A 24372-nucleotide genomic window follows, 5' to 3' on the forward strand; every position below is an offset into this window, starting at 1 on the left:
GCATAGGCGGGCCGGTTCCGGGGATCCGGCGACGGCGTGAGGCTCCGGGCAGGTCAGCCCGCCCGGATCGACCAGGTGCGCCTGGTGATCCACTCGGCGTGCGTGACGGCGGCCGTCTCCCGCGCGCCACGCGCCTGCTCGGGCAGATGCACCTGCGCCTGCGCATGCAGCGGCAGCACCTGTAGTCGCAGCCCCTCCGCCCGCAGCCCCTCCGCCCGCAGCCCCTCCGCCCGCAGCTCCTCCGCCCGCGGCGCGTCCGCGGGCAGCCGGTCCAGGCCGATGTCCCACACCCGCCCCGAGCAGAACTGGTCGGCGACCAGCGTCTCGCCCACGTACGCCCGCCCCACGTCCCCGCTCCAGCGCAGTCGCAGCAGCGTCCCCGGCGGCAAGCCGTCCGGCACCTCGACGCGGTACTCGGCGGCCACGGTGTCGAAGTGCTTGTCGGCCGGCGCGCTCGCCCTGCCGAGGACACCGGTGACGGTCTCGGGGGCCGGTCCGGCCGCCCGCACGAGGGTGACCTCGGGCGCGGAGACCTCGACAGGCGACGCCCCCGGGACCGCGTAACGGGTGAACACGCCGTCCGCGACCGCCTCCGCCGTCACCCCGTCCACCACCGGCGCGCGCTCAGGCGCGGGCAGCACGGCGAACGACGTCGCCGCCCCCGAACCGTGCAGACGGACCTCGTCCCGGTCGAAGACCACACCGTCGCCACTCAGCACCAGCCGCTCGGCACCCCAGGCCTCGCCCCGGTAGGCGGTACGGGCCGTCGCCGCGTCCAGCACCAGCAGGCCGACCCGCCCGCCCCCGGCGGTGTCCACCTCCACGAGCGCGTCGGTCCCGGGTCGCAGCCCGGTCACCAGCAGCCGGTCACCGACCGGGGTGACGGCACCGCCGGGCGTGCGCACGGTCGCCACCGTGGCCGCGTCCAGGGCGAGTTCGGGCGCGATGCCGTCCGTCGCGGCCAGCACGAGGACCGTACGGCCGTCGACGTCGACCGTGCAGACCGGCTGGGCGGTGGCCCACTCCAGCCGCAGACCCGCCACGTCGAGACGCAGCGGCCAGCAGAAGTACGCGCCGCTCGGCACCGTGACGGGAGCGCTGGGGAGCCTCAACTCGCCACCAGCGGCAGCGAATTCGACCGTGAACGACGTCTCCGGATGCTCCGGCAGCTGTTCGTGCGGTTGGTGGTTGTTGACGAACAGGAAGCCCGAGGTGCCGTCACCGCGCACCGCCCAGCGCAGGGTCTCACGGTCGAACTGCCCGTCCGGCCCCTGCTCGGGCAGGGCGGACTCCATGGGGGCGATCAGGTGCCCGAAGTCCGCCAGCAGCAGGTGCTGGAGGCGCAGTTCGTGGTAGGTCCGCCGGTACTGGCCGTACTCGCCGAGCGGCGCCTGGAAGTCGTACGTCAGGACGGGCAGGTCGTTCGGATAGCCGGTGGCGTGCGACTCCTGGAGTGTGCTCAGCTCACCGGCCGGGTTGGTGCCGCCGTGGAACATGTAGTAGCCCTGCCAGACCGAGCCGCAACCGATCTTGGTGAGGCCGAGCGCGCCGATGTCGTCGGGGTCGACGTACGGCCGGCGGTGGTACGAGACCGCCATGCCGCCGCCCAACTCGCAGGTCGCCCACGGGAATCGGTCGGCGAAGGCGTCGGGTTCGCTGCCGCGCACGCGCACGGGGCGCAGGTCGGATCCGATGCCCTCGTCGTCGCGCTGGTGGGTGAAGAAGAAGTGCTTGCGGCAGGTGTCGGGCCAGCCGCCGTCGGCCTCGGTCCAGAAGGCCTCGGTGTAGCCGCCGTACAGCGGGAGCAGTTCATCCGGCGGGAGTCGGACCCCGCCCCAGGCGGTCGACGTCCACAGGGGCGCGCTCAGGCCGGCCTCCTGGGCCATCCGCTTCAGGGTCAGCAGATGGCCGGGCTGGTCGTAGAGCTCGTTCTCGATCTGGATGGCCACGATCGGGCCGCCGTGGGCCCGGTCGAGGCCGTTCAGCTGTTCGGCGATCGCCGCGAACCAGGGGCGTACGGCGGCCAGGTACAGCGGGTCGTCGGTGCGGGGTGTGCAGTCGCGGGCCAGGACCCAGTCGGGCAGACCGCCGCCCCGGACCTCCGCGTGGGACCAGGGGCCGACGCGGGGGATGAAGTCCAGGCCGTGCCGGGCGCACAGCTCGGCGAAGCGGCGCAGGTCGCGGTCGCCGTCGAAGCGGACGCGGCCCTCGATCTCCTCGTGGTGGATCCAGATGACGTAACTGGCGACGGCCGTGACCCCGCCCGCCTTCATCTTCAGCAGCTCCTCCTCCCACTCCCCGGCGGGGTAGCGGGAGTAGTGGAACTCACCGGAGACCGGGAACCAGGCACGGCCGCCGCGGGTCAGCCAGCGGCTGGTGACCTCGATCGGGTCGGGCACTCCGGGGGCGTCCGCGAAGGGCAGGTGCCCGGTCAGCGGGGGTCCGGCGGGGGAGGGGACACGCAGACGGTGCGGGTGCGTCATCAGTCGCTCTCCGGTCCGAGGTCGGGCGTGTCGGTGAGCCGGGCGCGGGTGCGCGTGGTGGCGTGCAGCTCGAGGAGCACCAGTTCGTTGGTGCCGGGACGCAGGACGGGGGCGGGGACGTACAGGGTGTGCTGCGGGCCCCGGTTCCAGTAGCGGCCGAGGTGGAAGCCGTTGACCCAGGCCTGGCCCTTGGTCCAGCCGGGCAGGGAGAGGAAGGTGTCGGCCGGGCTGTCCACCTCGAAGGTGCCCCGGTGGAAGGCGGGTACGGCGTCCGTGGTCGCCTCGGACGGGCCGAACGGCACGTCGGCCAGGTCGTCCAGGGGCACGGCCCGGCACTCCCAGCCGCGCAGCTCCGTGCCCCGGAAGGACACCGGGCCGAGCAGCCCCTTGGGCGCCCCGATGCGCGGCCCGTAGTTGACCCCGCCCATGTTCTCCACGAGGACTTCGAGGACGGCACCGGCGTGCGGCACCCGCACGGACAGGGTCTCGTCGTGCCGCTCCCGCTCCAGGACGCCGACGCTCGCGCCGTCCACGAAGACCTGCGCGCGGTCCCCGACCCCGCCGGGGAAGTGCAGCAGGCCGTCACCCGCGGCGGGGAGCGTGGTGCGGTAGAGCACGTAACCCGTGTGCACGCCCAGTTCGTTCATCGTCACCGGGGTCTCGGTGTCCGTCGAGGGCAGCCCGCGGAGGTACGGCAGCAGCGGCGCCCGGTGGGTCAACTCGACGTCGGTGACCGGGAGTTTGGGCGCGGGCGCCGGGGCCGGTTCGGCGAGGGCGGCCGTGTGGCGGGCGATCACCTCACGGAACGCGTGGTACTTGGGGCCCGGGTCGCCGCTCTCGGTGAGGGGGGCGTCGTAGTCGTAGGACGTGATGGTGGGCTCGTAGGCGTGCTTGTGGTTGGCGCCGTTGGTGAAGCCGAAGTTGGTGCCGCCGTGGAACATGTAGATGTTCACCGAGGCGCCGGCCGACAGCAGGCGGTCCAGGTCGGCCGCGGCGTCGGCGGCGGACCGTACGTGGTGCGGACCGCCCCAGTGGTCGAACCAGCCGACCCAGAACTCCGAGCACATCAGCGGACCCTGGGGCTGATGGGCGCGCAGGGCCGCCAGGTTCTCCTCGACGCGGCTGCCGAAGGTGGCCGTGGCCAGCGTGCCCGGGAGGGTGCCGGCGGCCAGGTGCTCGGCGTTGGCCTGGTCGCAGGTGTACAGCAGCTCCTCGACACCACGCTCGCGCAGTGCCTGTTGGACGTGCTTGAGATAGGCGGTGTCGTCGCCGTACGCCCCGTACTCGTTCTCCACCTGTACGGCGATCACCGGGCCGCCGTGTGCCGCCATGAACGGCCGCAGGGCGGGCAGGAGTCGGTCGAGATAGCCGTCGAACGCGGCTGTGAACCGGGGGTCGCTGCTGCGCAGCCGGATGTCGGGTTCCGCGAGCAGCCAGGCGGGCAGACCGCCGTCGTCCCACTCGGCGCAGATGAACGGTCCCGGGCGCAGCAGGACGTGCAGGCCCTCGTCCTGGGCCAGGCGCAGCCAGCGGGGCAGATCGAGGAAGCCGTCCAGGACGAGGGTGCCCGGTTCGGGCTCGTGGAGGTTCCACGGCAGATATGTCTCGACCGTGTTGAGACCCATCAGCCGGGCCTTGCGCAGCCGGTCGGCCCACTGGTCGGGATGGATCCGGAAGTAGTGCATGGCCCCGGAGATGATCCGGAACGGCTCACCGTGCAGGAGGAAACCGTCGGAGGACGTCGTCAGAGCGGGCATGCGGGGCATCCCTTCGAGTCGGCGGAACGTGGGGTGGTCAGCGGGTTCGGGTGGTGCGGACGAGCCGGAGCGTGGCGAGGAGACACAGTGCCGAGACAGCGCTCAGCACCAGCGGGACGGCCCGGATCCCGGACCATTCGATGGCCTTGCCCAGCGCAGGTCCCGCCGCCACGCCGCCGATCATCGAGGCGGCGATGACCAGGGCACCGGCCCGCCGTGCGCCCGGGGCGGCGCGGTGCAGCCACGGCAGGCCGGTGGGGAAGACGGGCGCGATGAACAGACCGACACCCGCGTACGCGTAGGGCGCCAACTCCCCTACGGACGCGAGGAGCAGACAGATCGTCATGCCCGCGCAGGACACGGTGACGATGGCCTGCGCCGAGAACCGCAGCGCGATCGGCGCGACCAGGAAACGGCCCACGGTCATCATCAGCCAGTAGACGGAGGTGGCGGTCGCGGCCACCCCGGCGCCGTATCCCACGGTCTCCAGATGCGTGGGCTCCCAGCCTCCGACGCCCGCCTCCACGCCCACATGCAGGACGTAGAGCGCGACGAACACGGAGAGCACCGAGGCCAGGCTGCGGCCGAGCACACCGGGGGAGTCGCCGGCCGTGCCGGACGGCTGCTGTGCCTGGTCCCGTACGCCCTTCAGGCACAGCAGCAACGGCAGGTTGGCGAGCGCGAAACCGAGGAAGACCGCCGGATAGTGCCCGGCGCCCACCACGCCGATCAGCGCCGGACCGAGGATCGCGCCGACGCCGAAGTGCGCGTTGAGGATGTTGAGCATGGCGGTGGAACGGTGGCCGAAGCCGACCGCGAACAACTGGTTCAGGCCGTAGTCGATGCCGCCGAAACCGAGCCCCGCGAGCAGTGCGGCGGTCAGGGCGGCAGGCCAGTTCGGCGCGAGCGCGAAACCCGCCGCGCCGACCGCCATCAGCAGGTAGGAGGCGCCCAGGATCCGCCGGTTGCCGATCCGGCCGAAGAGCCGGTCGAACAGCAGCACTCCGGCCACCCCGCCCACGAAATGGGCGCTCAGCCCGAGCCCGGCCCCGGAGGGAGACAGGCCGAACTCCTCGCGGAACGCGGGGATCGCGGGCCCGTACAGCGCTTGCAGCGCGCCGATGAGCACGAAGCCGACGCAGGAGGCGACCACTGCGGCCGGGCTGAAGACCGGAGTGCGCGCGGGCGCCAGTGCCGAGGACATGAAGACTGATGTTACCGGTAACATCCGGGCCGTCAAGATCCCAGGACGAGGAGTGGAGGTGGGCCCGACGTATTGGACTGGTGGTCCAGTCTCTGGATTGGTAGTCTAAGAGAACTGGTGGAGCCGGGAGGGTGGCATGGAGTCCGAGCGGGACGCCGTCATCGGCGCGCTCACATCGGTCGTCGACGGGATCGCGGCGACCTTCGGGCCGGTGTGCGAGGTGGTGCTGCACGACTACCGGCGACCGGAGAACTCGGTGGTGGCCCTCGCCGGCGCGGTCACCGGGCGCACGGTGGGCGGGGCGATGAGCGAGATCGGTATGCGCATGGTGGCCCGTGGCGACGAGGCGGCCGACGAGTTGAACTACGTCACCAGGACCGACACCGGCAGGCTGGTCAAGTCGTCCACGATGCTGCTGCGGGACTCCTCGGGCGCGGTCTTCGGCGCGCTGTGCGTCAACGTCGACGTCACCGCGGCGAGCGAGGTGCACGCCCTGCTGGGAGCCCTCGCCGGGATCGGCGGTGCCCCCGAGGAGCCGCCCGTCACCACCTTCGGCGACGACATCGACTCCGTCGTCGACGTCATGCTCGACGCGCACCGGCACCAGTCGTGGGCGCTGCTCGACCGCGCCGGGCGCCTGGACCTGTTCCGCAGCCTGGACGAACGGGGCGTGTTCGCGGTCCGGCGGGCGATCGAGCAGGTGGCCGGACGGCTCGGCATCTCCCGCGCCTCCGCCTACAGCTATCTGTCCCAGTCCCGCAAACGGACGACCTCTGGAGGGCACTCGTGACGACCACCACCCCGCCGGTCACCCTGGACGACGTCCGGGACGCGGCCGCCCGGCTCAGGGGCGTCGCCCACCGCACCCCGGTCCTGCGCTCCCGGACCCTCGACGCCCGGGTCGGCGCCGAGGTCTTCCTCAAGTGCGAGAACTTCCAGCGGGTCGGCGCCTTCAAGTTCCGCGGCGCCTACAACGCGGCCTCCCGGCTGACCCCGGAGCAGCTGGCCCGGGGCATCGCCGCCTACTCCTCCGGGAACCACGCCCAGGCCGTCGCCCTCGCCGCCCGCGAACTCGGCACCACCGCGGTGATCGTCATGCCCGAGGACGCCCCGCGCTCCAAGCGGGCGGCCACCGAGGGCTACGGCGCCGAGATCGTCACCTACGACCGCTACGGCGGCGACCGCGAGGCCATCGCCGAGGCCCTGGCCGCCGAACGGGGCCTGGCGCTCATCCCGCCCTACGAACACCCGCACGTGATGGCGGGACAGGGCACGGCGGCCCTCGAACTCCTGGAGGAAACCGGTGAGTTGGGCGCGCTGCTCACACCGGTCGGCGGCGGCGGCCTGATGGCGGGCAGCGCGACCGCCGCCAAGGGCCTGCACTCGGGCATCCGCATGGTCGGCGTGGAACCGGAGGCCGGCGACGACACCAGGCGGTCCCTGGAGGCGGGGCGGCGCGTCAGCATCCCGGTGCCGAAGACCATCGCCGACGGACAGGCCCTGCACACGCCCGGCGAGCTGACCTTCTCGGTGAACCGGCGGCTGGTCGACGAGATCGCGCTGGTCTCCGACGACGAGATCCGCGACGCCATGCGGTTCGCGTTCGAGCGGCTGAAGATCGTCGTCGAACCGAGCGGTGCGAGCCCGCTGGCCGCACTGCTCAGCGGGCGGGTGAGCGGACTGCCGGAGCGGGTCGGGGTGATCGTCTCCGGTGGCAATGTCGACGCGGAGCGGTTCGCCCGGCTCTGCGCGGGCGGGGACTGACGCGGGCGGGGACTGACGCGGGCGGGGACTGACACCGTCACTCGAATGGCAGGTCCGGCTGGACAGGCGGACCATGGAGTGATGGGGCGCGGCCCCCGCCGATGCTGCCCCGAAGGGGCGCGGGACGGAGACCGGCCCCGGCCGTACCGCAACACGGCCGGAAGGGAGTGCCGTCATGTTTGAGGTGAAGACGCTCGACAAGCCGGATGAGCGCCGCGATTTCCCCCGTGGCCACCTCGAAGCGGTCCACATGAGCGGACTGGACTTCGCCGTGGGCACCTTCGAACCGGGCTGGCGCTGGTCCGAGTCGGTGGGACCCATCGCGGGCACCGAGAGCTGCGAGGTCCACCACAACGGCTATGTGGTCTCGGGCCGCATGCACTTCGTCATGGACGGGGGCGGCGAGGGCGAAGTGGGCCCCGGCGACATCTTCGTGCTGCCACCCGGGCACGACGCCTGGGTCGTCGGCGACGAGCAGTGCGTGGTCTACGACTTCGCCGGTGGCATGGCGAGGGACTACGCGAAGGGCAAGTGAGGCTCACGACGGTCCCGCGCCGTCACCGTTCACACCGTGACGACGATCTTCGCGCGCGCGTGCTCCACCTCCAGATGCCGGATGGCCTCGGCCGCCTCGCTCAGCGGGTACATCCGCTCGACGGCCGGGGCGATCCTGCCCGCCTCGGCGAGTTCCCGCAGGACGCCCAGGTTGTCCTTGCCGGCTCTCGCCGGGAGTTGGCGCACCCGCTGCCGGACGAAGGGGGACAGGAGCAGTCCCCGGAGCGTGAGCCGCACCGGACCGAGCACGCTGCCGCCCTCGTACACGCCACCGCCGGACAGGACGACGGTCCCGGCCGGGGCCGTCGCGCGCCGCAGATCGCGCAGTGAGCGATTGCCCACCAGATCCAGTACGACGTCGTAGCGGCGCCCGGCGCGGGCGAAGTCCTCCCGGGTGTAGTCAACGATCCGGTCCGCCCCGAGCGATCCGACGAGCTCGACGTTGCGGGCGCCGCACACACCGGTCACCTCGGCGCCGTACGCCTTCGCGAGCTGTACGGCGAAGGTGCCCACACCGCCCGACGCGCCGTTGACCAGGACGGACTGCCCGGCCCTGAGTCCGGCCACGTCCCGCAGTCCGATGAGGGCGGTGTTCGCGGCCAGCGGCATCGCGGCCGCCTGCTCGAAGGAGAGGCCGGCGGGCTTGAGGTCCGTCGCGCTGTCCTTGGCGCACACGTACTCGGCGAACGTCCCGTCCGCCTCGCCGTACACCTCGTCGCCCGCACGCAGCCCCTCGACCTCGGCGCCGACCGCCTCGACGCGGCCCGCGAAGTCCCGGCCGCGGATCCGCACCTTCGGCGCGCGCAGCCCGAACGCCAGCCGGGCGATCTTCGGATCGCCGTGCAGGTAGTGCCAGTCGTAGGCGTTGACCGAGGCCGCGTGCACGCGCACGAGCACCTCGTCGGCGGCCGGCACCGGCTGCTCGACCTCCCTCAGCTCCAGCGTGTCCGCCGAGCTGTACCGGTCCTGGACGACTGCCTTCATGGGACCCCCTCCGTCGCTCCGGAGCGTAGGGAAGAGCCCTCGGCTTGCCATCGGAAACCGATCGGTTTACTGTGGGGGACGTATTTAAACCGATCAGTTTACCGACGCTTACTGGAGACTACATGACCACCATCGAAGGTTCCGTCGCCCTCGTCACCGGCGGCAGCCGCGGCATCGGCCGGGCGCTGGTGACCGCCCTGTACGAGCGCGGCGCCACGAAGGTGTACGCCACCGCCCGCGACCCGCGGACCGTCAGCCACCCGGACGCGGTGCCGCTGGCCCTGGAGGTGAGCGACCCCGCCTCCGTCGCGGCCGCCGCCGAACAGGCCCAGGACGTCACCCTGTTGATCAACAACGCCGGTGCGTCCGTGAACGCCAACTTCCTGGACGCCCCCGTCGAGGAGGTCCGCCGCGAGTTCGAGACCAACTTCTACGGACCGCTCCTCGTCACCCGCGCCTTCGTCCCGGTCATCGAGCGCAACGGCGGCGGCCACATCCTGAACGTCCACTCGGTGCTGTCCTGGCTCGGCGTCGCCGGCTCCTACAGCGCCTCCAAGGCCGCCCTGTGGTCCCAGACCAACTCCCTGCGCCTGGACCTGAAGCCGCGCGGCATCGAGGTCACCGGGCTGCATGTCGGATACGTCGACACCGACATGACCGCGAAGATCGACGCCCCGAAGGTCACGCCCGAGAGCGTGGCCGCGCAGGCCCTCGACGGCATCGAGTCCGGCGCCTTCGAGGTGCTCGCCGACGACCTGTCCCGCCAGGTGAAGGCGGGGCTCGCCGCGGATCTCTCGGCGCTGTACCCGCAGCTCGCGGCCTGAGCTGCCCCGGGCGCGCGGCACGGCCTGTCGGCGACTCCCCGCCGCACGTCCGGGCCGGGACCGCCGGCCGGGTGCCGTATCGAGCTCGGTGCCTTCGAGGTGTGCGCCGATGCTCTGACCCGCCGGGCGAAGGCGGGGCTCGCCAGGGAGTGTCGGCGCTGCAGCCGCAACCGGCGGCCCCGTCCGCCCGTCGCGGCCGGCTCGCTCACGCCGGTCGGGTACGGGGTGGCGCCGAGGTGAGCCCAGAGCCGCCAGCGCTTGACCTCGGCGGGGTGTGGTGCTCCGTCCGCTCGACGTGGGTTGGCAGCCGGAAGTGTGTCGACGCGGTTCCGTATTCGCGGCCGGCCTTGCCCTGGACCGGGACCGCGGGGTGCGGTCGAGGGGTTGGTGGTGGACCGCCTCTCCAGTTGTGCGGTGCGCACGTCTTAGCCCCCACGGAGTGATCTACCTCACACGCTGTCACAGTGACCGGCCATGCGGTGTCTTGTGCCCGAACCCCTTGAAACAAAGGAGACACCGTGACTGGGAACACCGATGTGATCGTGATCGGCGGCGGATACGCGGGCGTCTTGGCCGCGAATCGTCTGACGCAGCGCAACGACGTCACAGTGACGCTGATCAACCCGCGTTCGACCTTTGTCGAAAGGGTTCGCCTGCACCAGGTGGTGGGCGGATCCCACGCGGCGGTCGTCGACTACCGGGAGGTCCTGGGCGAGCGCGTCCGGCTGGTGGTCGACACCGTGGCACGGATCGACGCGGCCGGGCGCAGCGTGGCATTGGCGAGCGGCGGCACGGTCGGATATGACTATCTGATCTACGCGGTGGGGAGTGGCAGCGCCGACCCGCGCGTCCCCGGGGCGGCCGAGTTCGCCTACCCGATCGCCACCCTGGAGGACGCGCAGCGGCTGCGGACGGTGATCGAGGGCGCGCCCGCGACGGCCTCGGTGACGGTTGTGGGCGCTGGTGCGACCGGTATCGAGACCGCTGCCGAGCTGGCGGAGCAGGGTCGCCGGGTGACTCTGGTGTGCGGCGGGGTCCTCGGCCCGTATCTGCATCCGCGGGTACGGCGCTCGGTTGCCAAGCGCCTGTCCAAGCTCGGGGTGACCGTACTCGAAGGTCCCGACGCGAAGGTGACGGCGGTGACCCGCGACACCGTGCGACTCGGTGACGGCCGAGCGCTGCCGAGCACGGTGACCATCTGGACCGCCGGGTTCGGCGTGCCGGACCTGGCTGCGCACAGCGGGCTGAGCACCGACACCCTGGGCCGCCTGCTCACCGACGAGACGTTGACGAGCGTGGACGACGAGCGCATCGTCGCGGCCGGGGATTCGGCGGCACCGTCGGACATGCCGCTGCGAATGAGCTGCCAGACCGCCCGTCCGCTGGGAGCGCACGCTGCCGACACGGTGCTGGCCCGGATCACGGGGGCGCAGCCCGAGGCCATCAACGTGGGTTTCTTCGGCCAGTGCATCGCCCTGGGCCGTCGCGCCGCCACCGTACAGATGGCCTCCAAGGACGACACCGCGAACAGGTACTACATCGGCGGCCGCCTTGGCGCAGGGATCAAGGAGCGCGCTTGCACGGGAGTCGTCAAAGAACTGGTGGACGAGGCACGCAAGCCCGGCTCGTTCGCCTGGGGGTTCAAGGACGACAAGCGCCGACAGCTGCTGCGAGCCAAGCGTGCCGAGGCAGTTGTCCACCGCTGAACCGACATCAGCACCTCGGTGTGCTGCGTTGTGCTCATGGCCGATGCGATGATCACTCACGGCCGCCTCGGTCAGTACAAGCTCGTGATGCTGAACTCGGTCGTCGTCGGAAACCAGGGACCGCCGCGAAGGAGAGAGATCGAGAGATGAGCGACCACGCCACCAACGCGGCGACCGAGACGTTCGTCGCCCACCGCAATCTGCTGTTCACCGTCGCCTACGAGATGCTCGGATCGGCGGCCGACGCCGAAGACGTCCTCCAGGAGACCTGGATGCGATGGGTGAAGGTCGACCTGAGACAAGTGAGCGACCAGCGGGCGTACCTGGTGCGGATCACGACCCGGCAGGCGCTCAACCGGCTGCGCACCATGAAGCGCCGCAAGGAGGCGTACGTCGGCCCCTGGCTGCCCGAGCCGCTGCTCACCGCGCCGGACGTGGCCGAGAACGTCGAGCTCGCCGAGAGCGTGTCGATGGCGCTCATGCTCGTCCTGGAGACACTGTCGCCGACCGAACGCGCCGTCTTCGTGCTGCGCGAGGTCTTCGACGTCGACTACGACGAGATCGCGGCCGCCGTCGACAAGAGCCCCGCGGCCGTCCGTCAGATCGCCCACCGCGCACGCCGGCACATCGACGCCCGTCGGCCCCGCTCGGTGGTCTCCGTGAGCGAGACCCGGGCGGCCCTGGAGTCGTTCCAGCGGGCGCTGGAAACCAGGGACCTGCAGGGGCTGCTCGACGTGCTCGCGCCCGAGGTCGTCGTCATCAGCGACGGCGGCGGCATCAAGCAGGCCGCACTGCGGCCCATCATCGGCGCCGAGAAGGTGGTCCGCTTCTGGGTCGGCGGCCTCGGCAAGACCGATGCCACGATCACCGTCGGTCCGGCCGTGGTCAACGGCAGCCCAGGACTCGTCTTCCGCCTGGACGGCGAGATCGACGGCGTTATGGCGGCCCGCGTCGAGGACGCCCGCATCACCGGCCTGTACTACGTCCGCAATCCGGAGAAGCTGAACCACGTCGCATCCGAGACCCCGCTCACCTTGCGATGAACACGGTCCGCTGACCGCGGTGCGTGCAGGAGCGGCCCATCACCGTGACCTGCACTCGATCGGGTACGGCGAGAGATGCAACTCATGCGCGTCCGCTCGATCGACGTCAAGAGTCCCGCCTCATCGCGGCGGGCGGTCGGTCAGATCGGCAGCAACCGCCCCACCAACGAGCTGAGTTGCCGGACGTTGCGGCACTCGTGCATCTCCACGAGCTCGGCGTACTCGTACGCCGCCGAGTCGCCCGTGCCCCACTGGGCGCGCGCCTCCGGGTTCAACCAGTAGACGCGGCGGGCCCGTTCGGCGATCTCCCGCACGGCGGGCAGGTTCGGGTCGCTCAGGTTGGTGCGGGCGTCGCCGAGCACGAACACCGTGGTGCGCGGGCTCAGCGCATCCCCGTACAGCGACGCGAACTCGCCCAGCGCCACGCCGTAGTCGCTGCTGCCGTGCCATCCGGTGAGCGTGGCCTCGGCGCGGATGCGGGCGCTCAGCCCCTCCGCGTCGGCCGCGCCGTGTTGCAGGAGCCGGGTCACCTCGTCGACGCGGTTGACGAAGGCGAACACCCGCACCTTGCTGAACTGGTCGTGCAGCGCCTGCACCAGCAGCATCGTGAAGTCCGAGAACCCCGACACCGAGCCCGACACATCGCACAGCAGCACCAGTTCGGGCCGGGCGGGCCGGCGCCTGCGCAGCACCGGCTTCATCGGCACCCCGCCCGTCGACAGCGAACCGCGCAGGGTCCGCCGTAGATCGATACTGCCCCGCGCGGCACGGCGGCGGCGGGCCGCCAGCCGGGTGGCGAGCTTGCGGGCCAACGGCTGGACCGTGCGCCGCAGTTCGGCGAGCCGGTCCTTCCCGGCGAACAGGAAGTCGACCCGGTCGGCCGTCGGAGCCACCGCCCGCCGCGCGATCTCGTCCCGGTCCCGCCGTTCCGCCACCCGCCGCCGGGCTTCCGCCGCCACCAGCGCGCGGAACGCCTCGATGCGCCGCCGAATCTCGTCCTCGAGGAGCCGGTCGGTGAACCCGGACATGCCCTGCCGCCCCCGCACGTCGTCCCGGACCCGCGCGAGCAGCGTCTGCGGGCGCAGCCGGTCGAGGGCCTGGTACGACGACCAGCCGTCCGAGGAGGGGGAGTTGCCGTATCCGCCGAACCCGTCGACGGCCTCCGCCGCGAGACGCGCCATCATCGCCTCGTCGTTCGCGGCGAGGGCGGCGGCGAGACGCTCGCGCAGCTCCTCCCGGTCCGCGGGGCCGGTCTCGGGCGCGCCGACGCTCCGCGGGAAGTACAGGTCGAAGACCGGGTCGAACACCGGCCGTTGGGCCGTGCTGTGCAGCAGGGTCGCCGCCAGGCCCTCCCGCAGCCGCTCGCGGTCGGTGAAACCGAGGGCCTCGACCGCCTGCGCCGCGTCCACCGTCTCGCCCGTCCCGATGCGCACGCCGTGCGCGCGCAGGGCGCCGACCAGAGAGGTGAGCCGCTCGGCGGTGCTCACACCGCGTCCAGGTCGAGCTTCGCCCCGGCCTTGAGGATGTCGTCCTGGTGCTTGAGGAGCACGCCCAGGCTGTCCCGTACGACCGTCTCGTCGAGGTGGTCCGCGCCGAGCGCGAGCAGGGTGCGCGCCCAGTCGATGGTCTCCGCGACCGAGGGCACCTTGCGCAGGTCCATGGCCCGGAGCGCCCCCACGACCCGCACCACGGACTTCGCCAGCGTCTCGTCGAGGCCCGGCACCTTCAGCCGGACGATCCGCCGCTCCAGCTTCTCCTCCGGGAACCCGATGTGCAGGAACAGGCAGCGGCGGCGCAGGGCCTCCGACAGCTCGCGGCTGGCGTTGGAGGTGAGGACGACGAAGGGGCGGCGGGACGCGGTGATCGTGCCCAGCTCGGGGACCGTGACCTGGAAGTCGCTGAGCACCTCCAGGAGCAGGCCCTCGACCTCGACGTCCGCCTTGTCGGTCTCGTCGATCAGGAGCACCTTGTGCTCGTCGCCGCGGATCGCCGTGAGCAGCGGCCGGGAGAGCAGGAACTCCTCGCTGAAGATGTCGGTGCGCGCCTCGTCCCAGGTCTCGTCCCGCCCCGCGCTGATCCGCAGCAGCTGTTTGGCGTGGTTCCACTCGTACAGCGCCCGGGACTCGTCCACGCCCTCGTAGCACTGGAGCCGCACCAGCCGTGCGTCTGCGACCTCGGCCACCGCCTTGGCCAGCTCCGTCTTGCCGACCCCGGCGGGGCCCTCGACCAGGAGCGGCTTGCCGAGCCGGTCGGCGAGGAAGACGGTCGTGGCGACCGCGGGCGAGGCGAGGTAGCCGGTCTCGGCCAGGCGTGCGGAGACGTCGTCGACGGATGTGAACAGCAACGGGGCCTCCAGCGCGGCGCGAACTCGTTTCCGCCAACTATCTAAGCGCTTGTTCACCTCTTCTGTCACGCGGTGGACGCGGCCGACGGGCGGCAAGAAGGGGCGCCACCGAAGTGGCGCCCCGACCGACCGCTGCCCTTCACGCCGCCAGTCCCACCGCCTCCACCGCCGGAGCGCGCAGCACCCTGCGGGCCGTGACCAGGCTCGTCCCGATGGTCGCGGCCGCCGCGACCGAGACCACCGCCAGCCAGATCCCGAGGCCCTGGTGGGGCAGCACCGAGTCGGCGCGGACGACCGTGAACGGAACGATCCCCGCCAGCGCCGCCACCGTGCCGAAGAACAGCCCGACCGCCGTGAGGATCACCCCCTCCACGGCCACCGTGCCCAGCACCTGCCCCGGGCTCGCCCCCGCGAGGCGCTGCTGCCCGAACTCCCGGCCGCGGTAAGTGGTCGCCGCGTACAGCGAGTTGACCAGCATCACGCACACGAACACCACGATGATGCCGACGACCGTGAGGTTCAGCGTCTGGAGGTTCTTCGCATCGACCGTCCTGACCGCGCCGGAGGCCTTCGTCGCGTCGCTCTCCACGCCCTGCATGTACAGCGTGGCGACGGACACCGCCGTGAACAGGATCAGCGACATCAGGATCCCGGAGAGATGGTCCACCCGTCGGCGCAGATTGCGCACGGCCAGCCAGCCGCTCGCCCCGGTCAGCGGCAACCGCTCCAGGACACCCTTCAGCAGGCGCGGCGCGAGCAGCGCGAACCCCACGGACAGCAGGATCGCCCCGTACGCCGGCGTCGCCATCAGCGCCTCGTCCGTCGCCGCGAAGACGAAGGTGGACGTCACCGACAGGGCACCGAGACCCAGAGCCGCGTAGGCCAGAAACGTCCGTGCCCGGCCCCGCTGCCGAGCCTCGCGCGTGGCCCGTCGTACGGCGAGGAAGGCGGCGCCGGCCGCCGCGACCAGGGTGATGTCGACGCCCGACAGCAGCGCGACGGGACCGAAGGAGTGGTCGACGTTCCCCGCGACCTGTCCGCTGTCCTGGAAGACGTCGAGCAGCGCCTGGCCGCCGAGCATCGCCGGACCGATCGCCAGCACGGCACCGATCAGGGCGACCGCAAGGGCCTCACCCACGACCATCCGCCTGATCTGCCCCGGTGTCGCCCCCGAGCAGCGCAGCAGCTCCAACTCACCCGCCCGCCGGCGGACGTTCACCGTCAGGGTCGAGGCCACGGCGAAGAACACCAGAAGGGTGCCGTAGCCGCCGACGACGCTCGCCGAGGTGGTCAGGGTCTCCGAGCTCACCGGGTCGACGCCCGGCCGGCCCGCCGTGTCGTACAGCGAGTTGAACGTCATGATGATCCCCGCGCCCAGGAAGGCGGCCAGCAGGGTCGCGAGGAAGCTTCCGGGCCGTTGCCGTATCGACCGCATCGCCAGCATGAACATCGCTCACACCCCCGCCGTCACGTCGTCGCCCAGGTGCGCGAGCCGCTCGGCCACCGCGTCCGGAGTCGGCGCGTCCAGGCGGCCCACGAGCCGGCCGTCCGCGAGGAACAGCACCGAGTCGGCGTAGGAGGCGGCGACCGGGTCGTGGGTCACCATCACCACGGTCCGGCCGTGCACCCGCACCGCCTCCTGGAGCAGCAGCAGCACGTCCCGCGCGCTACGGGTGTCCAGGGCACCGGTCGGCTCGTCCGCGAAGATCACGCGCGGGTCGGCGACCAGCGCCCGTGCGATGGCGACCCGCTGCCGCTGACCGCCGGAGAGCTGGTCGGGGCGGTGCCCGAGCCGGTCGCCCAGACCGACGGCCGTCAGGATCTCCCTGGCCCGACTGCGGTCGACCTTCCGGCCGGCGAGCTTCAGCGGCAGGACGGTGTTCTGGGCGACCGTCAGCGTCTCCAGCAGGTTGTACTGCTGGAACACGAACCCGACCCGCCCGCGCCGGAACCTCGTCAGCTCCGCCTCGCCACCGCCCGTCAGCTCCGTGCCGTCCACCCGCACGATCCCGCTGTCCGGCCGGTCGAGACCGGCCGCGCACTGCAGCAGCGTGGACTTGCCGGACCCCGACGGCCCCATCACCGCGGTGAAGGTGCCCCGGCCGAGGCTCAGCGTGACCCCGTCCAGGGCGGTCACCGCGCTGTCGTCCGCGCCGTAGGTCCTGCTGACCTTCACCAGCCGCAGTGCCTCGGCGGCGGGTCCCGTGTCGTGCGTACGCCGTGTACCTGTGCGAAACATCGTCGTCCCCCTTCGTCCGGCACGCCGTGTGCCTCGCTGAAGAAACTACGGAGCCGCGGGCCGGGGGACATTGGCCGTAGAACCCGTCTTCGGAGGTGTACTCAGTGACACCGTTCCGCGGATACGGCAGGGTTGATCGCCATGACCGACGGAATAGCCTGGCTCGCCGAGCCGCAGTCCATCGCCCACGGCGGCTACAGCGTGGTGATCGCCCCAGACCTGGAGTCGGAATCCCTGGCGAGGCGGATCGCCGAGACCGCTCACCGGCCGACCACCCCTCGCCCCATCGGCGAACTCACCGGCCGCCAGGTGCAGGACCTGCTCGAAGGCCTGTACGGAGACGTCTTCCAGGGCATCGCGCTGCGCCACGGCGAGCTCGACGAGTGGTCGTACGTCATCAAGTACGGCGGCTGGCAGGGCGAGTTCGGCACCGGCAGCCGGCCGGTCGACCGGGGCGGGCTGCACGTCTACCACCTGGAGTACGACGAGGAGAACTCCAGGCCGGTACCCCCGTACTTCGCCTACCGCCACGACCAGAACCTGATGTGCGAGTTCAACCTGTATCTGGACGGCAGCTGGGCGCAGGGCAGCCCCGGGGGTGATCCGGTCCTGGCCTCCGCCGTCCAGGAGCGGCTCACCGCCGCCGGACTGCCGGACGAGGATCTGGACCGCCGTACCGTGCACCGGGCCTGCCTGGAGGTGCTCCAGCAGCACTTCGGCCTCACCCTGCCCCGCGAGCGGATCCTGGAGGACACCTTGCCCACCCTCCTGCTGACCGGCCCGTGACCCTGCGGCCGTTTCAGGAGGCGGGGGCGTTGTCAGTGGGGCGCTGTACGTTTCGGCGCATGGGGATCTATCTGGTGAGCGTGGGCGCGCAGGAGTGGTTCGACGAGGACGAGGACGAGGACGAGGACGAGGACGAGGGCGGCCGGGGCGCCCTCGCCGCGGCGCTCGGCGTGGAGCTGAGCCGCCGGGGGATGCCGCCGTACGGGTCCGTGCCCGAGGAGCCGGAGCGGGTGGTGCGCGGGGCGGGGCTCTCGTTCGAGGAGAAGCTGGTGCCTCCCATGGACGGGTTCGCGGCGCTGTGCCGGGCGCAGCTGTCGCAGGAGGAGTACGAGATGCTCTGCGGCTGGTCGCTGCTGGTGCCGTTCGGGCTCGACGAGGAGATCTGGCTGCCGGTGGAGAACTCCTACGCCGACACGACGATGGTCGCCGGCGCCCCTCAGGTCCTCGCCCTCGCCGAACGGCTGGCGGGAGCCGTCGGCCTGCCGGTCGACGAGATACCGGCGGCCTGCGACAACCTCGACCTGACCACGTGGTTCCTGGACGGCCCGGTGAAGGACGTCGCCGCCGCACGCCCGGGGCCGTGGAGCGAGGACCTGGACGCGGCGTTCTACGTGGCCCTGTACCTGCGCGCCGCCCAGCACTCCCTGCGGCGCGGTTGCCCGATCGTCTACAGCTGACGCGACGGCGAGGCGGGTCCCGCGGTCCTGAACGGTTTCACCTCGCGGCGCGGGCGGTGGACACCCCTCGCATCTGCCGTTACCTTCAACCGCCCACCCAGCTGAATCGATACAACTGGGAGCAGTCGAAGGGACCACGGCATGACCGACGGAGCCGACAGCACGAACGGCGTCGAGGGCCTCACGGTGGAGCACCGCACGGATCCGCTCGGCGTGGACGCGGCCCGCCCGCGCTTCGGCTGGCGCACCGCGTCCCGGGTTCGCGGCCGGCGTCAGACGGCGTACCGCATCCTGGTCGCGTCCGTCCCGGACCGTCTGGCCGACGGCCTCGCGGACGTCTGGGACAGCGGTCGGACCGACTCGGCGGACTCGGTGGCCGTGCGCTACGCGGGCCCCGACCTGCACCCCTCGACCCGCTACCACTGGACGGTCCAGGTCTGGGACGAGAACGGCCGCAGGCAGCTCCCCGAGGCCCCGCCCGCGCACTTCGAGACCGGCCTGCTCGGCACCGACGGCGTGACCGGCTGGGACGGCGCCCAGTGGATCAGCATGGCCGGCAAGGTGCCGAACAGCGCGGGTTCGCCGCTCCTGAGAAGGCAGACGGCCCTCAAAGCCGGCCGGGTGCGCGACGCCCGCCTCTACATCTCCGCGCTCGGCGTGTACGACGCCTACGTCAACGGTCGCCGAGTCGCCGTACTCCAGGACGGCGCCACCACATACGAACTCCTCACTCCGGGCTGGACCGACTACGACACCACCGTCAACTACTTCACCTACGACGTGACGGCCCTGGTGGCGGGGAAGCCGCAGGTCACCCTCGGGGCGGTGCTGGGCAACGGCTGGTACAACGGCCGTGTCTCCGACAACAGCGTGTACTACTCCGCGGCCGGCAACCGCCTCGCCCTCAAGGCCAAGCTCCTGATCCGCTACGAGGACGGCTCGACCCAGACCGTCGTCACCACGCCCGGCGACGACTGGCGGGCCACGGACACCGGTCCCTACCGCGCCGACGACATCTACGACGGCCAGACCTACGACGCCCGCAGGGAACTGCCCGGCTGGACCACGAACGGCTTCGACGCCTCCGCCTGGTCCGGAACCGAGGAACACGACTTCACCACCCGGTTCCCCGACTCCCGACTGGTCGCCCACCCGGGCGAATCGGCCCGGCTGATGCCCGAGTGGGACCGCAGGCCGCGGTCGATCACCGTCTACACCGGCGGCGGCGATTTCGTCCCCGACCCCGCCCGCACGGTCACCGACCCCACCGAGGCCGCCACCGCCCCCCTCACCCTGCACCCCGGCGACACCGCCGTGATCGACCTCGGCCAGAACCTCGTCGGCGTCCCCCGCTACACCCTGCGCGGCCCCGCCGGAGCCGAAGTGGCCTTCGCCCCGGGGGAGATGCTCAACGACACGAGCGCGGGCGCCGACGGCCCCGCGGGCTCCGTCTACCGGGCCAACCTCCGCACCGCCGGGGCCACCAGCACATACATCCTCAAGGGCGACCCGGAGGGCGAGACCCATCAGGACTCCCTGACCTTCTACGGCTTCCGCTACCTCTCCGTCACGACGACCGCCACCGTCACCCTCACCGACCTGACCGGGAAGGTCGCCACCTCCGCCCTCCGCGACATCGGCCACATCACCACCGACGACCCCGACGTCAACCAACTGATCAGCAACGTCCGTTGGGGCCAGCGCGGCAACTACCTCTGGGTGCCCACCGACTGCCCGCAACGCGACGAACGCTGCGGCTGGACCGGCGACACCCAGCTCTTCTCCCAGACCGGCCTCTACAACACCGACGCCGTCGCCTTCCTGAGCCACTTCCAGGACATCCTGATCGACTCCCAGCGCACCTACGGCGCGGACGGCGCCCAGTTCACCTGGATCGCGCCCGGCGCCCGCTACAACGAGCCGGAACCGGCGAGCGGTTGGGCGGACTGCGGGGTCGTCCTGCCCTGGACCGTGTGGCAGATGAGCGGGGACACCACCATCGTGGACCGCAGCTGGGACGCGATGACGGCCTACATGGACTGGATCCGGGCGCGCACCGGCGACAGCTACGCCGGACAGGGCGCGATCTTCGGCGACTGGCTCGCCTTCCAGGTCACCAGCACCCAGCTCGTCAGCGACGCCTACTACGCCCACAGCGCCCGCCTCATGGCGGACATGGCCCGCGCCACCGGGCGCACCGCCGAGGCCCACGCCTACGACGACCTCTTCTCCCACATCAAGCGGGCGTTCGTCACCAAGTACCTCAGCGCCGAGGACGGCAGCACCGAGGACGGCCGCCTCACCGTGCGTTCCAGCCTCGGCTCCCCGCCGCCCTGGACCCCGGGAGGCAGTCCCACCCGGACCGAGGACGACAGCCAGACCGCCCTGCTCTGGGTCCTCAAACTCGGCCTGTACGACACCGAGGTCCAGCGGCGCGCAATCGTCCGACTCCTCGTCGAGAACATCGGCAACTCCGCCGCCTACAAGGCCGCCCACCCCGACAGCACCCGCGTCGGATACGCCGAGAACACCCTCTCCGTCGGCTTCCTCGGGGTGAACGTGCTGGCCCCCGTGCTCACCGAGGAGGGTCAAGTAGAGCTGGCGTACAAGGTGTTGCACCAGGACGCGATGCCGTCCTGGCTGTACTCGGTGAAGAACGGCGCGACGACGGTCTGGGAGCGCTGGAACTCGTACTCGAAGGAGGACGGCTTCGGACCGGTCGAGATGAACTCGTTCAACCACTACGCCTACGGGGCGATCATGGAGTGGATGTACGAGAGCATGGCCGGCATCGCCAAGGACCCGGCCCACCCGGGCTTCAAGCACTTCTTCCTGCGCCCGCACCTCGACCCCACGGGGAGGATCACCCGGGTGAAGGGCTCCCACCGGTCGCCGTACGGGGAGATCGTCAGCGAATGGGCGGTGCGGGAGAGCGAGTTCACCCACCGGGTCGCGGTCCCCGCCAACAGCACCGCGACCCTGCGCGTCCCCACGGCCGACCCCGACTCCGTGCGCGAGGGACGCACACCCCTGTCACAGGTCGGGGGAGTGACGTACCTGGGCTTCGAGGACGGTGTCGCCTCGTACGAACTCCCCTCAGGACACTACGAGTTGACCTCAGCGCTCGCCTGAGTGTCCACCAGCACCACCTCCAGGGTGCGCGGACCGTGCACCCCCTCGACCCGGTCCAGCTCGATGTCACTGGTCGCCGAAGGGCCGGAGATCCACGTCAACGGGCGTAGCGGGTCGAGGCGTTCGAGGGCCTGCGGCACCGACGAGACCACCTGGTCCGGGACCCGTACGACGCAGATGTGGTGGTCCGGGACCAGGGTGATCCGGCGACGGCCCTGGTCCGGGCCGCCGTCCAGCACGATGGTTCCGGTCTCGGCGACGGCCACCGCGCACGCCGTGACCACACTGTCGATCCGGTCCAGTTCGTACGGGGTGCTCTCGGCCCGGTCCGGGATCTGCTCGGCGTCGGCCTCCGCCAGCCAGACCTCCTCCAGACCGGGGGGCACGAGAACCGTCTTCGAACCGCGGGCCGCCAGCATGCCGGCGAGCGTCGCCGGGAGGTCGGCCGACGTGCAGCGGTGCACGATCGCCCGGTAGTCCGCGAGGTTCTCGGCGAGCAGCTCCACGGTCTGCTCGACACTCCGCTCGCCGTGCTCCCGCAGATACCCGCGCTCGATCGGGATGTCCTCGCCGGGGGCGTCGGCCAGCGCGCGCCGCACCCGGCCCAGGATCCTTTCCCTGCTGCTCACTTGCCGCCCTCCTTGCCACCGTTGGTGCGCTGCCACCAGTCGCGGAACGGCTCCGCGGGCACGGCGGGCAGATCCCGGGTCCCGCTCCACGCCTTCCCGGGACCGGGAAGGGAGCGAGGATGGATGCGCCGGGTGCGCGAGGCCAGCCGCTGCCCGGTGCGCAGGGCGCCGGGGTGGGCGAACGTCCAGCGCGCGGCCCGCATCGCCGCCCGCTCGGCCGCGTGCCCCTTGGCGGGTTTGAGCACCACCTTGTTGCCCTCGCGGACGACCGGCCCGCCTTCCACGATCCGCTCCCGCAGATGCACCAGCACCTCGGGGATGTCGATGGCGACGGGGCAGACGTCGTAGCAGGCCCCGCACAACGAGGAGGCGTACGGCAGCGAGGCGTCGATCTCGCTTGCGGTACCCCGGAGTTGGGGACTGAGGATGGCGCCGATCGGGCCCGGGTAGACCGAGCCGTAGGCGTGTCCGCCGGCCCGCTCGTACACCGGGCAGACGTTCAGGCACGCCGAGCAGCGGATGCAGCGCAGGGCCTGGCGGCCGACCTCGTCGGCGAGGGTGTCGGAGCGGCCGTTGTCGAGCAGCACCAGATGGAAGTTCTGCGGGCCGTCCTCGTCCGTCGTGCCGGTCCACGTCGAGGTGTACGGGTTCATGCGCTCGGCCGTCGAGGAGCGCGGGAGGGTCTGGAGGAAGACCTCCAGGTCCTGCCAGGTCGGCACGATCTTCTCGATGCCGACGACCGAGATCAGCGTCTCGGGCAGGGTCAGGCACATCCGTCCGTTGCCCTCGGACTCCACGACCACCAGGGTGCCGGTCTCGGCGACCATGAAGTTGGCGCCGGAGACGCCGACCTTGGCGCGCAGGAACTTCTCCCGCAGGTGCAGCCGGGCCGCCTCCGCCAGTTCGGCGGGCGTGTCGGTGAGGCCCTCGGGGGCCGGGCGGCCCCACTCGCTCATCTCGCGCTCGAAGATGTCCCGGATCTCGCCCCGGTTGCGGTGGATCGCCGGGACGAGGATGTGGGAGGGCCGGTCCTTGCCCAACTGCACGATCAGCTCGGCGAGATCGGTCTCGTAGGCGTGAATGCCCTCCTCGAGAAGGGCCTCGTTGAGCCCGATCTCCTGTGTGGCCATCGACTTGACCTTGACGACCTCCGACTCGCCGGTCATCTTGACGAGCCGGGTGACGATCTCGTTGGCCTCGTCGGCGTCGGCCGCCCAGTGGACGGTGCCGCCCGCCGCCACGACCGACTCCTCCAACTGCACGAGATAACGGTCGAGATGACGCAGCGTGTGATCCTTGATCCGCTTGCCCGCCTCGCGCAGCTCCGCCCAGTCGGAGACCTCGGCGACGGCCTTGGCCCGCTTGGCGCGGATCGTGTGCGTGGCGTGACGCAGATTCCCGCGCAGCGTCTTGTTGTTGACGGCCTCGTGCGCGGCCTCGGGGAAGGCCGGCATCCCTACGAACGTCCCGCTCATACGGTCGGCTCCTCTTCCGTGCTCGCCAGGATCTCCGCGATGTGCACCGGCCGCATGTCCGACTCCAGCCGGCTCATCGTGCCGCCGATGTGCATCAGGCAGGAGTTGTCGGCGGCGCACAGCACCTCGGCGCCCGTCGACTCCGCGTTGCGCACCTTGTCCGTCCCCATCGCCGCCGAGACATCGGAGTTCTTCAGCGCGAAGGTGCCACCGAAGCCGCAGCACTCGTCGGCGCCCGGAAGCTCCTTCAGCTCAAGCCCCTTGACCGCCTGGAGCAGCCGCCGCGGCCGGTCACCGAGCCCGAGGCCGCGCAGTCCGTGACAGGTCGGGTGGTAGGTCACCGTGTGCGGGTAGTACGCCCCGACGTCCGTCACCCCCAGCACGTCCACCAGGAACTCCGTGAGCTCGTACGTCTTCGGCACCACGGGCGCGAGGGTCGCGGCGAGGCTCTCCCCGCGACCCTCGGCCCGGGCCCGCTCACCCATCCGTGGATACAGCTCCCGCACCATCGCCCCGCAGGAGCCGGACGGCGTCACGATCGCCTCGTAGTCCCGGAAGACATCGGAGAAATGCCGGGCCAGCGGTTCCGCCTCATGCCGGTAGCCGGTGTTGTAGTGGGCCTGCCCGCAGCAGGTCTGGGACATCGGGAAGTCGACGTCCACGCCCAGCCTGGTCAGCAGTTTCACCACAGCGCGCCCGGTGTCCGGATACAGCGTGTCGTTGACACAGGTCAGGAACAGGGCGACACGCATCGCGGCTCCTTGTGGTCG

General features: G+C 71.4%; 20 protein-coding genes. 9 read left to right on the plus strand and 11 right to left on the minus strand.

Annotation, left to right across the window (positions count from 1 at the left end):
* Window positions 1-53 precede the first annotated feature (53 nt).
* The 3 genes from ACFYZ8_RS15705 to ACFYZ8_RS15715 are packed head-to-tail and all read right to left on the minus strand — an operon-like array spanning window position 54 to window position 5444.
* Complete coding sequence (locus tag ACFYZ8_RS15705; RefSeq protein WP_388532935.1) at window positions 54-2483, minus strand: beta-galactosidase; 2430 nt, start codon at window positions 2481-2483, stop codon at window positions 54-56.
* A complete protein-coding gene (locus ACFYZ8_RS15710; protein ID WP_388532938.1) occupies window positions 2483-4240 on the minus strand; it encodes a beta-galactosidase in 1758 nt (585 codons plus the stop codon). The genes ACFYZ8_RS15705 and ACFYZ8_RS15710 overlap by 1 nt, the downstream gene beginning before the upstream one ends.
* A gap of 37 nt (window positions 4241-4277) precedes the next feature.
* A complete protein-coding gene (locus tag ACFYZ8_RS15715; RefSeq protein ID WP_388532941.1) occupies window positions 4278-5444 on the minus strand; it encodes an MFS transporter in 1167 nt (388 codons plus the stop codon).
* Between the two features lie 136 nt (window positions 5445-5580).
* On the opposite strand from ACFYZ8_RS15715, the gene ACFYZ8_RS15720 reads away from it, so the two are divergent.
* The 3 genes from ACFYZ8_RS15720 (at window position 5581) to ACFYZ8_RS15730 (ending at window position 7743) form a co-directional block, all read left to right on the plus strand.
* A complete protein-coding gene (locus ACFYZ8_RS15720; protein WP_388532944.1) occupies window positions 5581-6234 on the plus strand; it encodes a transcriptional regulator in 654 nt (217 codons plus the stop codon).
* Window positions 6231-7208 carry a threo-3-hydroxy-L-aspartate ammonia-lyase gene (locus ACFYZ8_RS15725; RefSeq protein ID WP_388532946.1) on the plus strand — a complete coding sequence of 326 codons (978 nt, stop codon included), beginning with the start codon at window positions 6231-6233 and terminating at the stop codon, window positions 7206-7208. The genes ACFYZ8_RS15720 and ACFYZ8_RS15725 overlap by 4 nt, the downstream gene beginning before the upstream one ends.
* Window positions 7209-7383: 175 nt before the next feature.
* Window positions 7384-7743, plus strand: coding sequence for a cupin domain-containing protein (locus ACFYZ8_RS15730; RefSeq protein ID WP_359029356.1), 360 nt, complete (start codon window positions 7384-7386; stop codon window positions 7741-7743).
* A gap of 29 nt (window positions 7744-7772) precedes the next feature.
* Here ACFYZ8_RS15730 and ACFYZ8_RS15735 read toward each other — a convergent pair whose 3' ends face one another.
* The gene (locus tag ACFYZ8_RS15735) at window positions 7773-8747 is read right to left on the minus strand and encodes an NAD(P)-dependent alcohol dehydrogenase (protein ID WP_388532949.1); all 975 of its coding nucleotides are present in this window, start codon (window positions 8745-8747) and stop codon (window positions 7773-7775) included.
* 122 nt (window positions 8748-8869) lie between these two features.
* Here ACFYZ8_RS15735 and ACFYZ8_RS15740 point away from each other — a divergent pair, with 122 nt between their 5' ends.
* The 3 genes from ACFYZ8_RS15740 to ACFYZ8_RS15750 all read left to right on the plus strand — a co-directional run bounded on the left by ACFYZ8_RS15740 (window position 8870) and on the right by ACFYZ8_RS15750 (window position 12320).
* Window positions 8870-9571, plus strand: coding sequence for an SDR family oxidoreductase (locus ACFYZ8_RS15740; RefSeq protein ID WP_388532951.1), 702 nt, complete (start codon window positions 8870-8872; stop codon window positions 9569-9571).
* Window positions 9572-10089: 518 nt separating this feature from the next.
* Window positions 10090-11277, plus strand: coding sequence for an NAD(P)/FAD-dependent oxidoreductase (locus tag ACFYZ8_RS15745; protein ID WP_388532954.1), 1188 nt, complete (start codon window positions 10090-10092; stop codon window positions 11275-11277).
* Between the two features lie 146 nt (window positions 11278-11423).
* Window positions 11424-12320, plus strand: a complete 897-nt coding sequence (locus ACFYZ8_RS15750; protein ID WP_388532956.1) for an RNA polymerase sigma-70 factor — start codon at window positions 11424-11426, stop codon at window positions 12318-12320.
* 140 nt (window positions 12321-12460) lie between these two features.
* Here ACFYZ8_RS15750 and ACFYZ8_RS15755 read toward each other — a convergent pair whose 3' ends face one another.
* The 4 genes from ACFYZ8_RS15755 to ACFYZ8_RS15770 form a co-directional block, all read right to left on the minus strand.
* Window positions 12461-13807: a VWA domain-containing protein gene (locus tag ACFYZ8_RS15755; RefSeq protein ID WP_388532958.1), complete on the minus strand. Its 1347-nt coding sequence runs from the start codon at window positions 13805-13807 to the stop codon at window positions 12461-12463.
* Complete coding sequence (locus ACFYZ8_RS15760) at window positions 13804-14661, minus strand: AAA family ATPase (protein WP_388533759.1); 858 nt, start codon at window positions 14659-14661, stop codon at window positions 13804-13806. Before ACFYZ8_RS15760 ends, ACFYZ8_RS15755 begins: the two co-directional genes overlap by 4 nt.
* 142 nt (window positions 14662-14803) lie before the next feature.
* Complete coding sequence (locus ACFYZ8_RS15765; protein WP_388532961.1) at window positions 14804-16114, minus strand: FtsX-like permease family protein; 1311 nt, start codon at window positions 16112-16114, stop codon at window positions 14804-14806.
* Between the two features lie 3 nt (window positions 16115-16117).
* The gene (locus ACFYZ8_RS15770) at window positions 16118-16903 is read right to left on the minus strand and encodes an ABC transporter ATP-binding protein (protein ID WP_359029349.1); all 786 of its coding nucleotides are present in this window, start codon (window positions 16901-16903) and stop codon (window positions 16118-16120) included.
* Between the two features lie 141 nt (window positions 16904-17044).
* On the opposite strand from ACFYZ8_RS15770, the gene ACFYZ8_RS15775 reads away from it, so the two are divergent.
* The 3 genes from ACFYZ8_RS15775 to ACFYZ8_RS15785 all read left to right on the plus strand — a co-directional run bounded on the left by ACFYZ8_RS15775 (window position 17045) and on the right by ACFYZ8_RS15785 (window position 21498).
* Window positions 17045-17689, plus strand: a complete 645-nt coding sequence (locus ACFYZ8_RS15775; RefSeq protein WP_359029348.1) for a hypothetical protein — start codon at window positions 17045-17047, stop codon at window positions 17687-17689.
* Window positions 17690-17748: 59 nt separating this feature from the next.
* Window positions 17749-18366, plus strand: a complete 618-nt coding sequence (locus tag ACFYZ8_RS15780; RefSeq protein ID WP_388532964.1) for a hypothetical protein — start codon at window positions 17749-17751, stop codon at window positions 18364-18366.
* Window positions 18367-18507: 141 nt separating this feature from the next.
* Window positions 18508-21498, plus strand: a complete 2991-nt coding sequence (locus ACFYZ8_RS15785; RefSeq protein WP_388532967.1) for a family 78 glycoside hydrolase catalytic domain — start codon at window positions 18508-18510, stop codon at window positions 21496-21498.
* Here ACFYZ8_RS15785 and ACFYZ8_RS15790 read toward each other — a convergent pair.
* The 3 genes from ACFYZ8_RS15790 to ACFYZ8_RS15800 are packed head-to-tail and all read right to left on the minus strand — an operon-like array spanning window position 21471 to window position 24354.
* Window positions 21471-22127, minus strand: a complete 657-nt coding sequence (locus tag ACFYZ8_RS15790; RefSeq protein WP_359029345.1) for an LUD domain-containing protein — start codon at window positions 22125-22127, stop codon at window positions 21471-21473. The two genes, ACFYZ8_RS15785 and ACFYZ8_RS15790, sit on opposite strands and share 28 nt — an antisense overlap.
* On the minus strand, window positions 22124-23602 hold the full coding sequence (locus tag ACFYZ8_RS15795) for a LutB/LldF family L-lactate oxidation iron-sulfur protein (RefSeq protein WP_359029344.1): 1479 nt from the start codon (window positions 23600-23602) through the stop codon (window positions 22124-22126). Before ACFYZ8_RS15795 ends, ACFYZ8_RS15790 begins: the two co-directional genes overlap by 4 nt.
* Window positions 23599-24354 carry a (Fe-S)-binding protein gene (locus ACFYZ8_RS15800; protein WP_359029343.1) on the minus strand — a complete coding sequence of 252 codons (756 nt, stop codon included), beginning with the start codon at window positions 24352-24354 and terminating at the stop codon, window positions 23599-23601. The genes ACFYZ8_RS15795 and ACFYZ8_RS15800 overlap by 4 nt, the downstream gene beginning before the upstream one ends.
* Between the last annotated feature and the right edge of the window lie 18 nt (window positions 24355-24372).

It is taken from the genome of Streptomyces sp. NPDC001668 (assembly GCF_042893155.1).
Lineage (GTDB): Bacteria > Actinomycetota > Actinomycetes > Streptomycetales > Streptomycetaceae > Streptomyces.

Coding starts and splice junctions, on each gene's coding strand:
- ACFYZ8_RS15730 (WP_359029356.1), top strand. CDS start 7,384: ATGTTTGAGGTGAAGACGCTCGACAAGCCGGATGAGCGCCGCGATTTC.
- ACFYZ8_RS15780 (WP_388532964.1), top strand. CDS start 17,749: ATGGGGATCTATCTGGTGAGCGTGGGCGCGCAGGAGTGGTTCGACGAG.
- ACFYZ8_RS15720 (WP_388532944.1), top strand. CDS start 5,581: ATGGAGTCCGAGCGGGACGCCGTCATCGGCGCGCTCACATCGGTCGTC.
- ACFYZ8_RS15705 (WP_388532935.1), bottom strand. CDS start 2,483: ATGACGCACCCGCACCGTCTGCGTGTCCCCTCCCCCGCCGGACCCCCG.
- ACFYZ8_RS15715 (WP_388532941.1), bottom strand. CDS start 5,444: ATGTCCTCGGCACTGGCGCCCGCGCGCACTCCGGTCTTCAGCCCGGCC.
- ACFYZ8_RS15740 (WP_388532951.1), top strand. CDS start 8,870: ATGACCACCATCGAAGGTTCCGTCGCCCTCGTCACCGGCGGCAGCCGC.
- ACFYZ8_RS15765 (WP_388532961.1), bottom strand. CDS start 16,114: ATGTTCATGCTGGCGATGCGGTCGATACGGCAACGGCCCGGAAGCTTC.
- ACFYZ8_RS15795 (WP_359029344.1), bottom strand. CDS start 23,602: ATGAGCGGGACGTTCGTAGGGATGCCGGCCTTCCCCGAGGCCGCGCAC.
- ACFYZ8_RS15775 (WP_359029348.1), top strand. CDS start 17,045: ATGACCGACGGAATAGCCTGGCTCGCCGAGCCGCAGTCCATCGCCCAC.
- ACFYZ8_RS15750 (WP_388532956.1), top strand. CDS start 11,424: ATGAGCGACCACGCCACCAACGCGGCGACCGAGACGTTCGTCGCCCAC.
- ACFYZ8_RS15800 (WP_359029343.1), bottom strand. CDS start 24,354: ATGCGTGTCGCCCTGTTCCTGACCTGTGTCAACGACACGCTGTATCCG.
- ACFYZ8_RS15710 (WP_388532938.1), bottom strand. CDS start 4,240: ATGCCCGCTCTGACGACGTCCTCCGACGGTTTCCTCCTGCACGGTGAG.
- ACFYZ8_RS15735 (WP_388532949.1), bottom strand. CDS start 8,747: ATGAAGGCAGTCGTCCAGGACCGGTACAGCTCGGCGGACACGCTGGAG.
- ACFYZ8_RS15770 (WP_359029349.1), bottom strand. CDS start 16,903: ATGTTTCGCACAGGTACACGGCGTACGCACGACACGGGACCCGCCGCC.
- ACFYZ8_RS15785 (WP_388532967.1), top strand. CDS start 18,508: ATGACCGACGGAGCCGACAGCACGAACGGCGTCGAGGGCCTCACGGTG.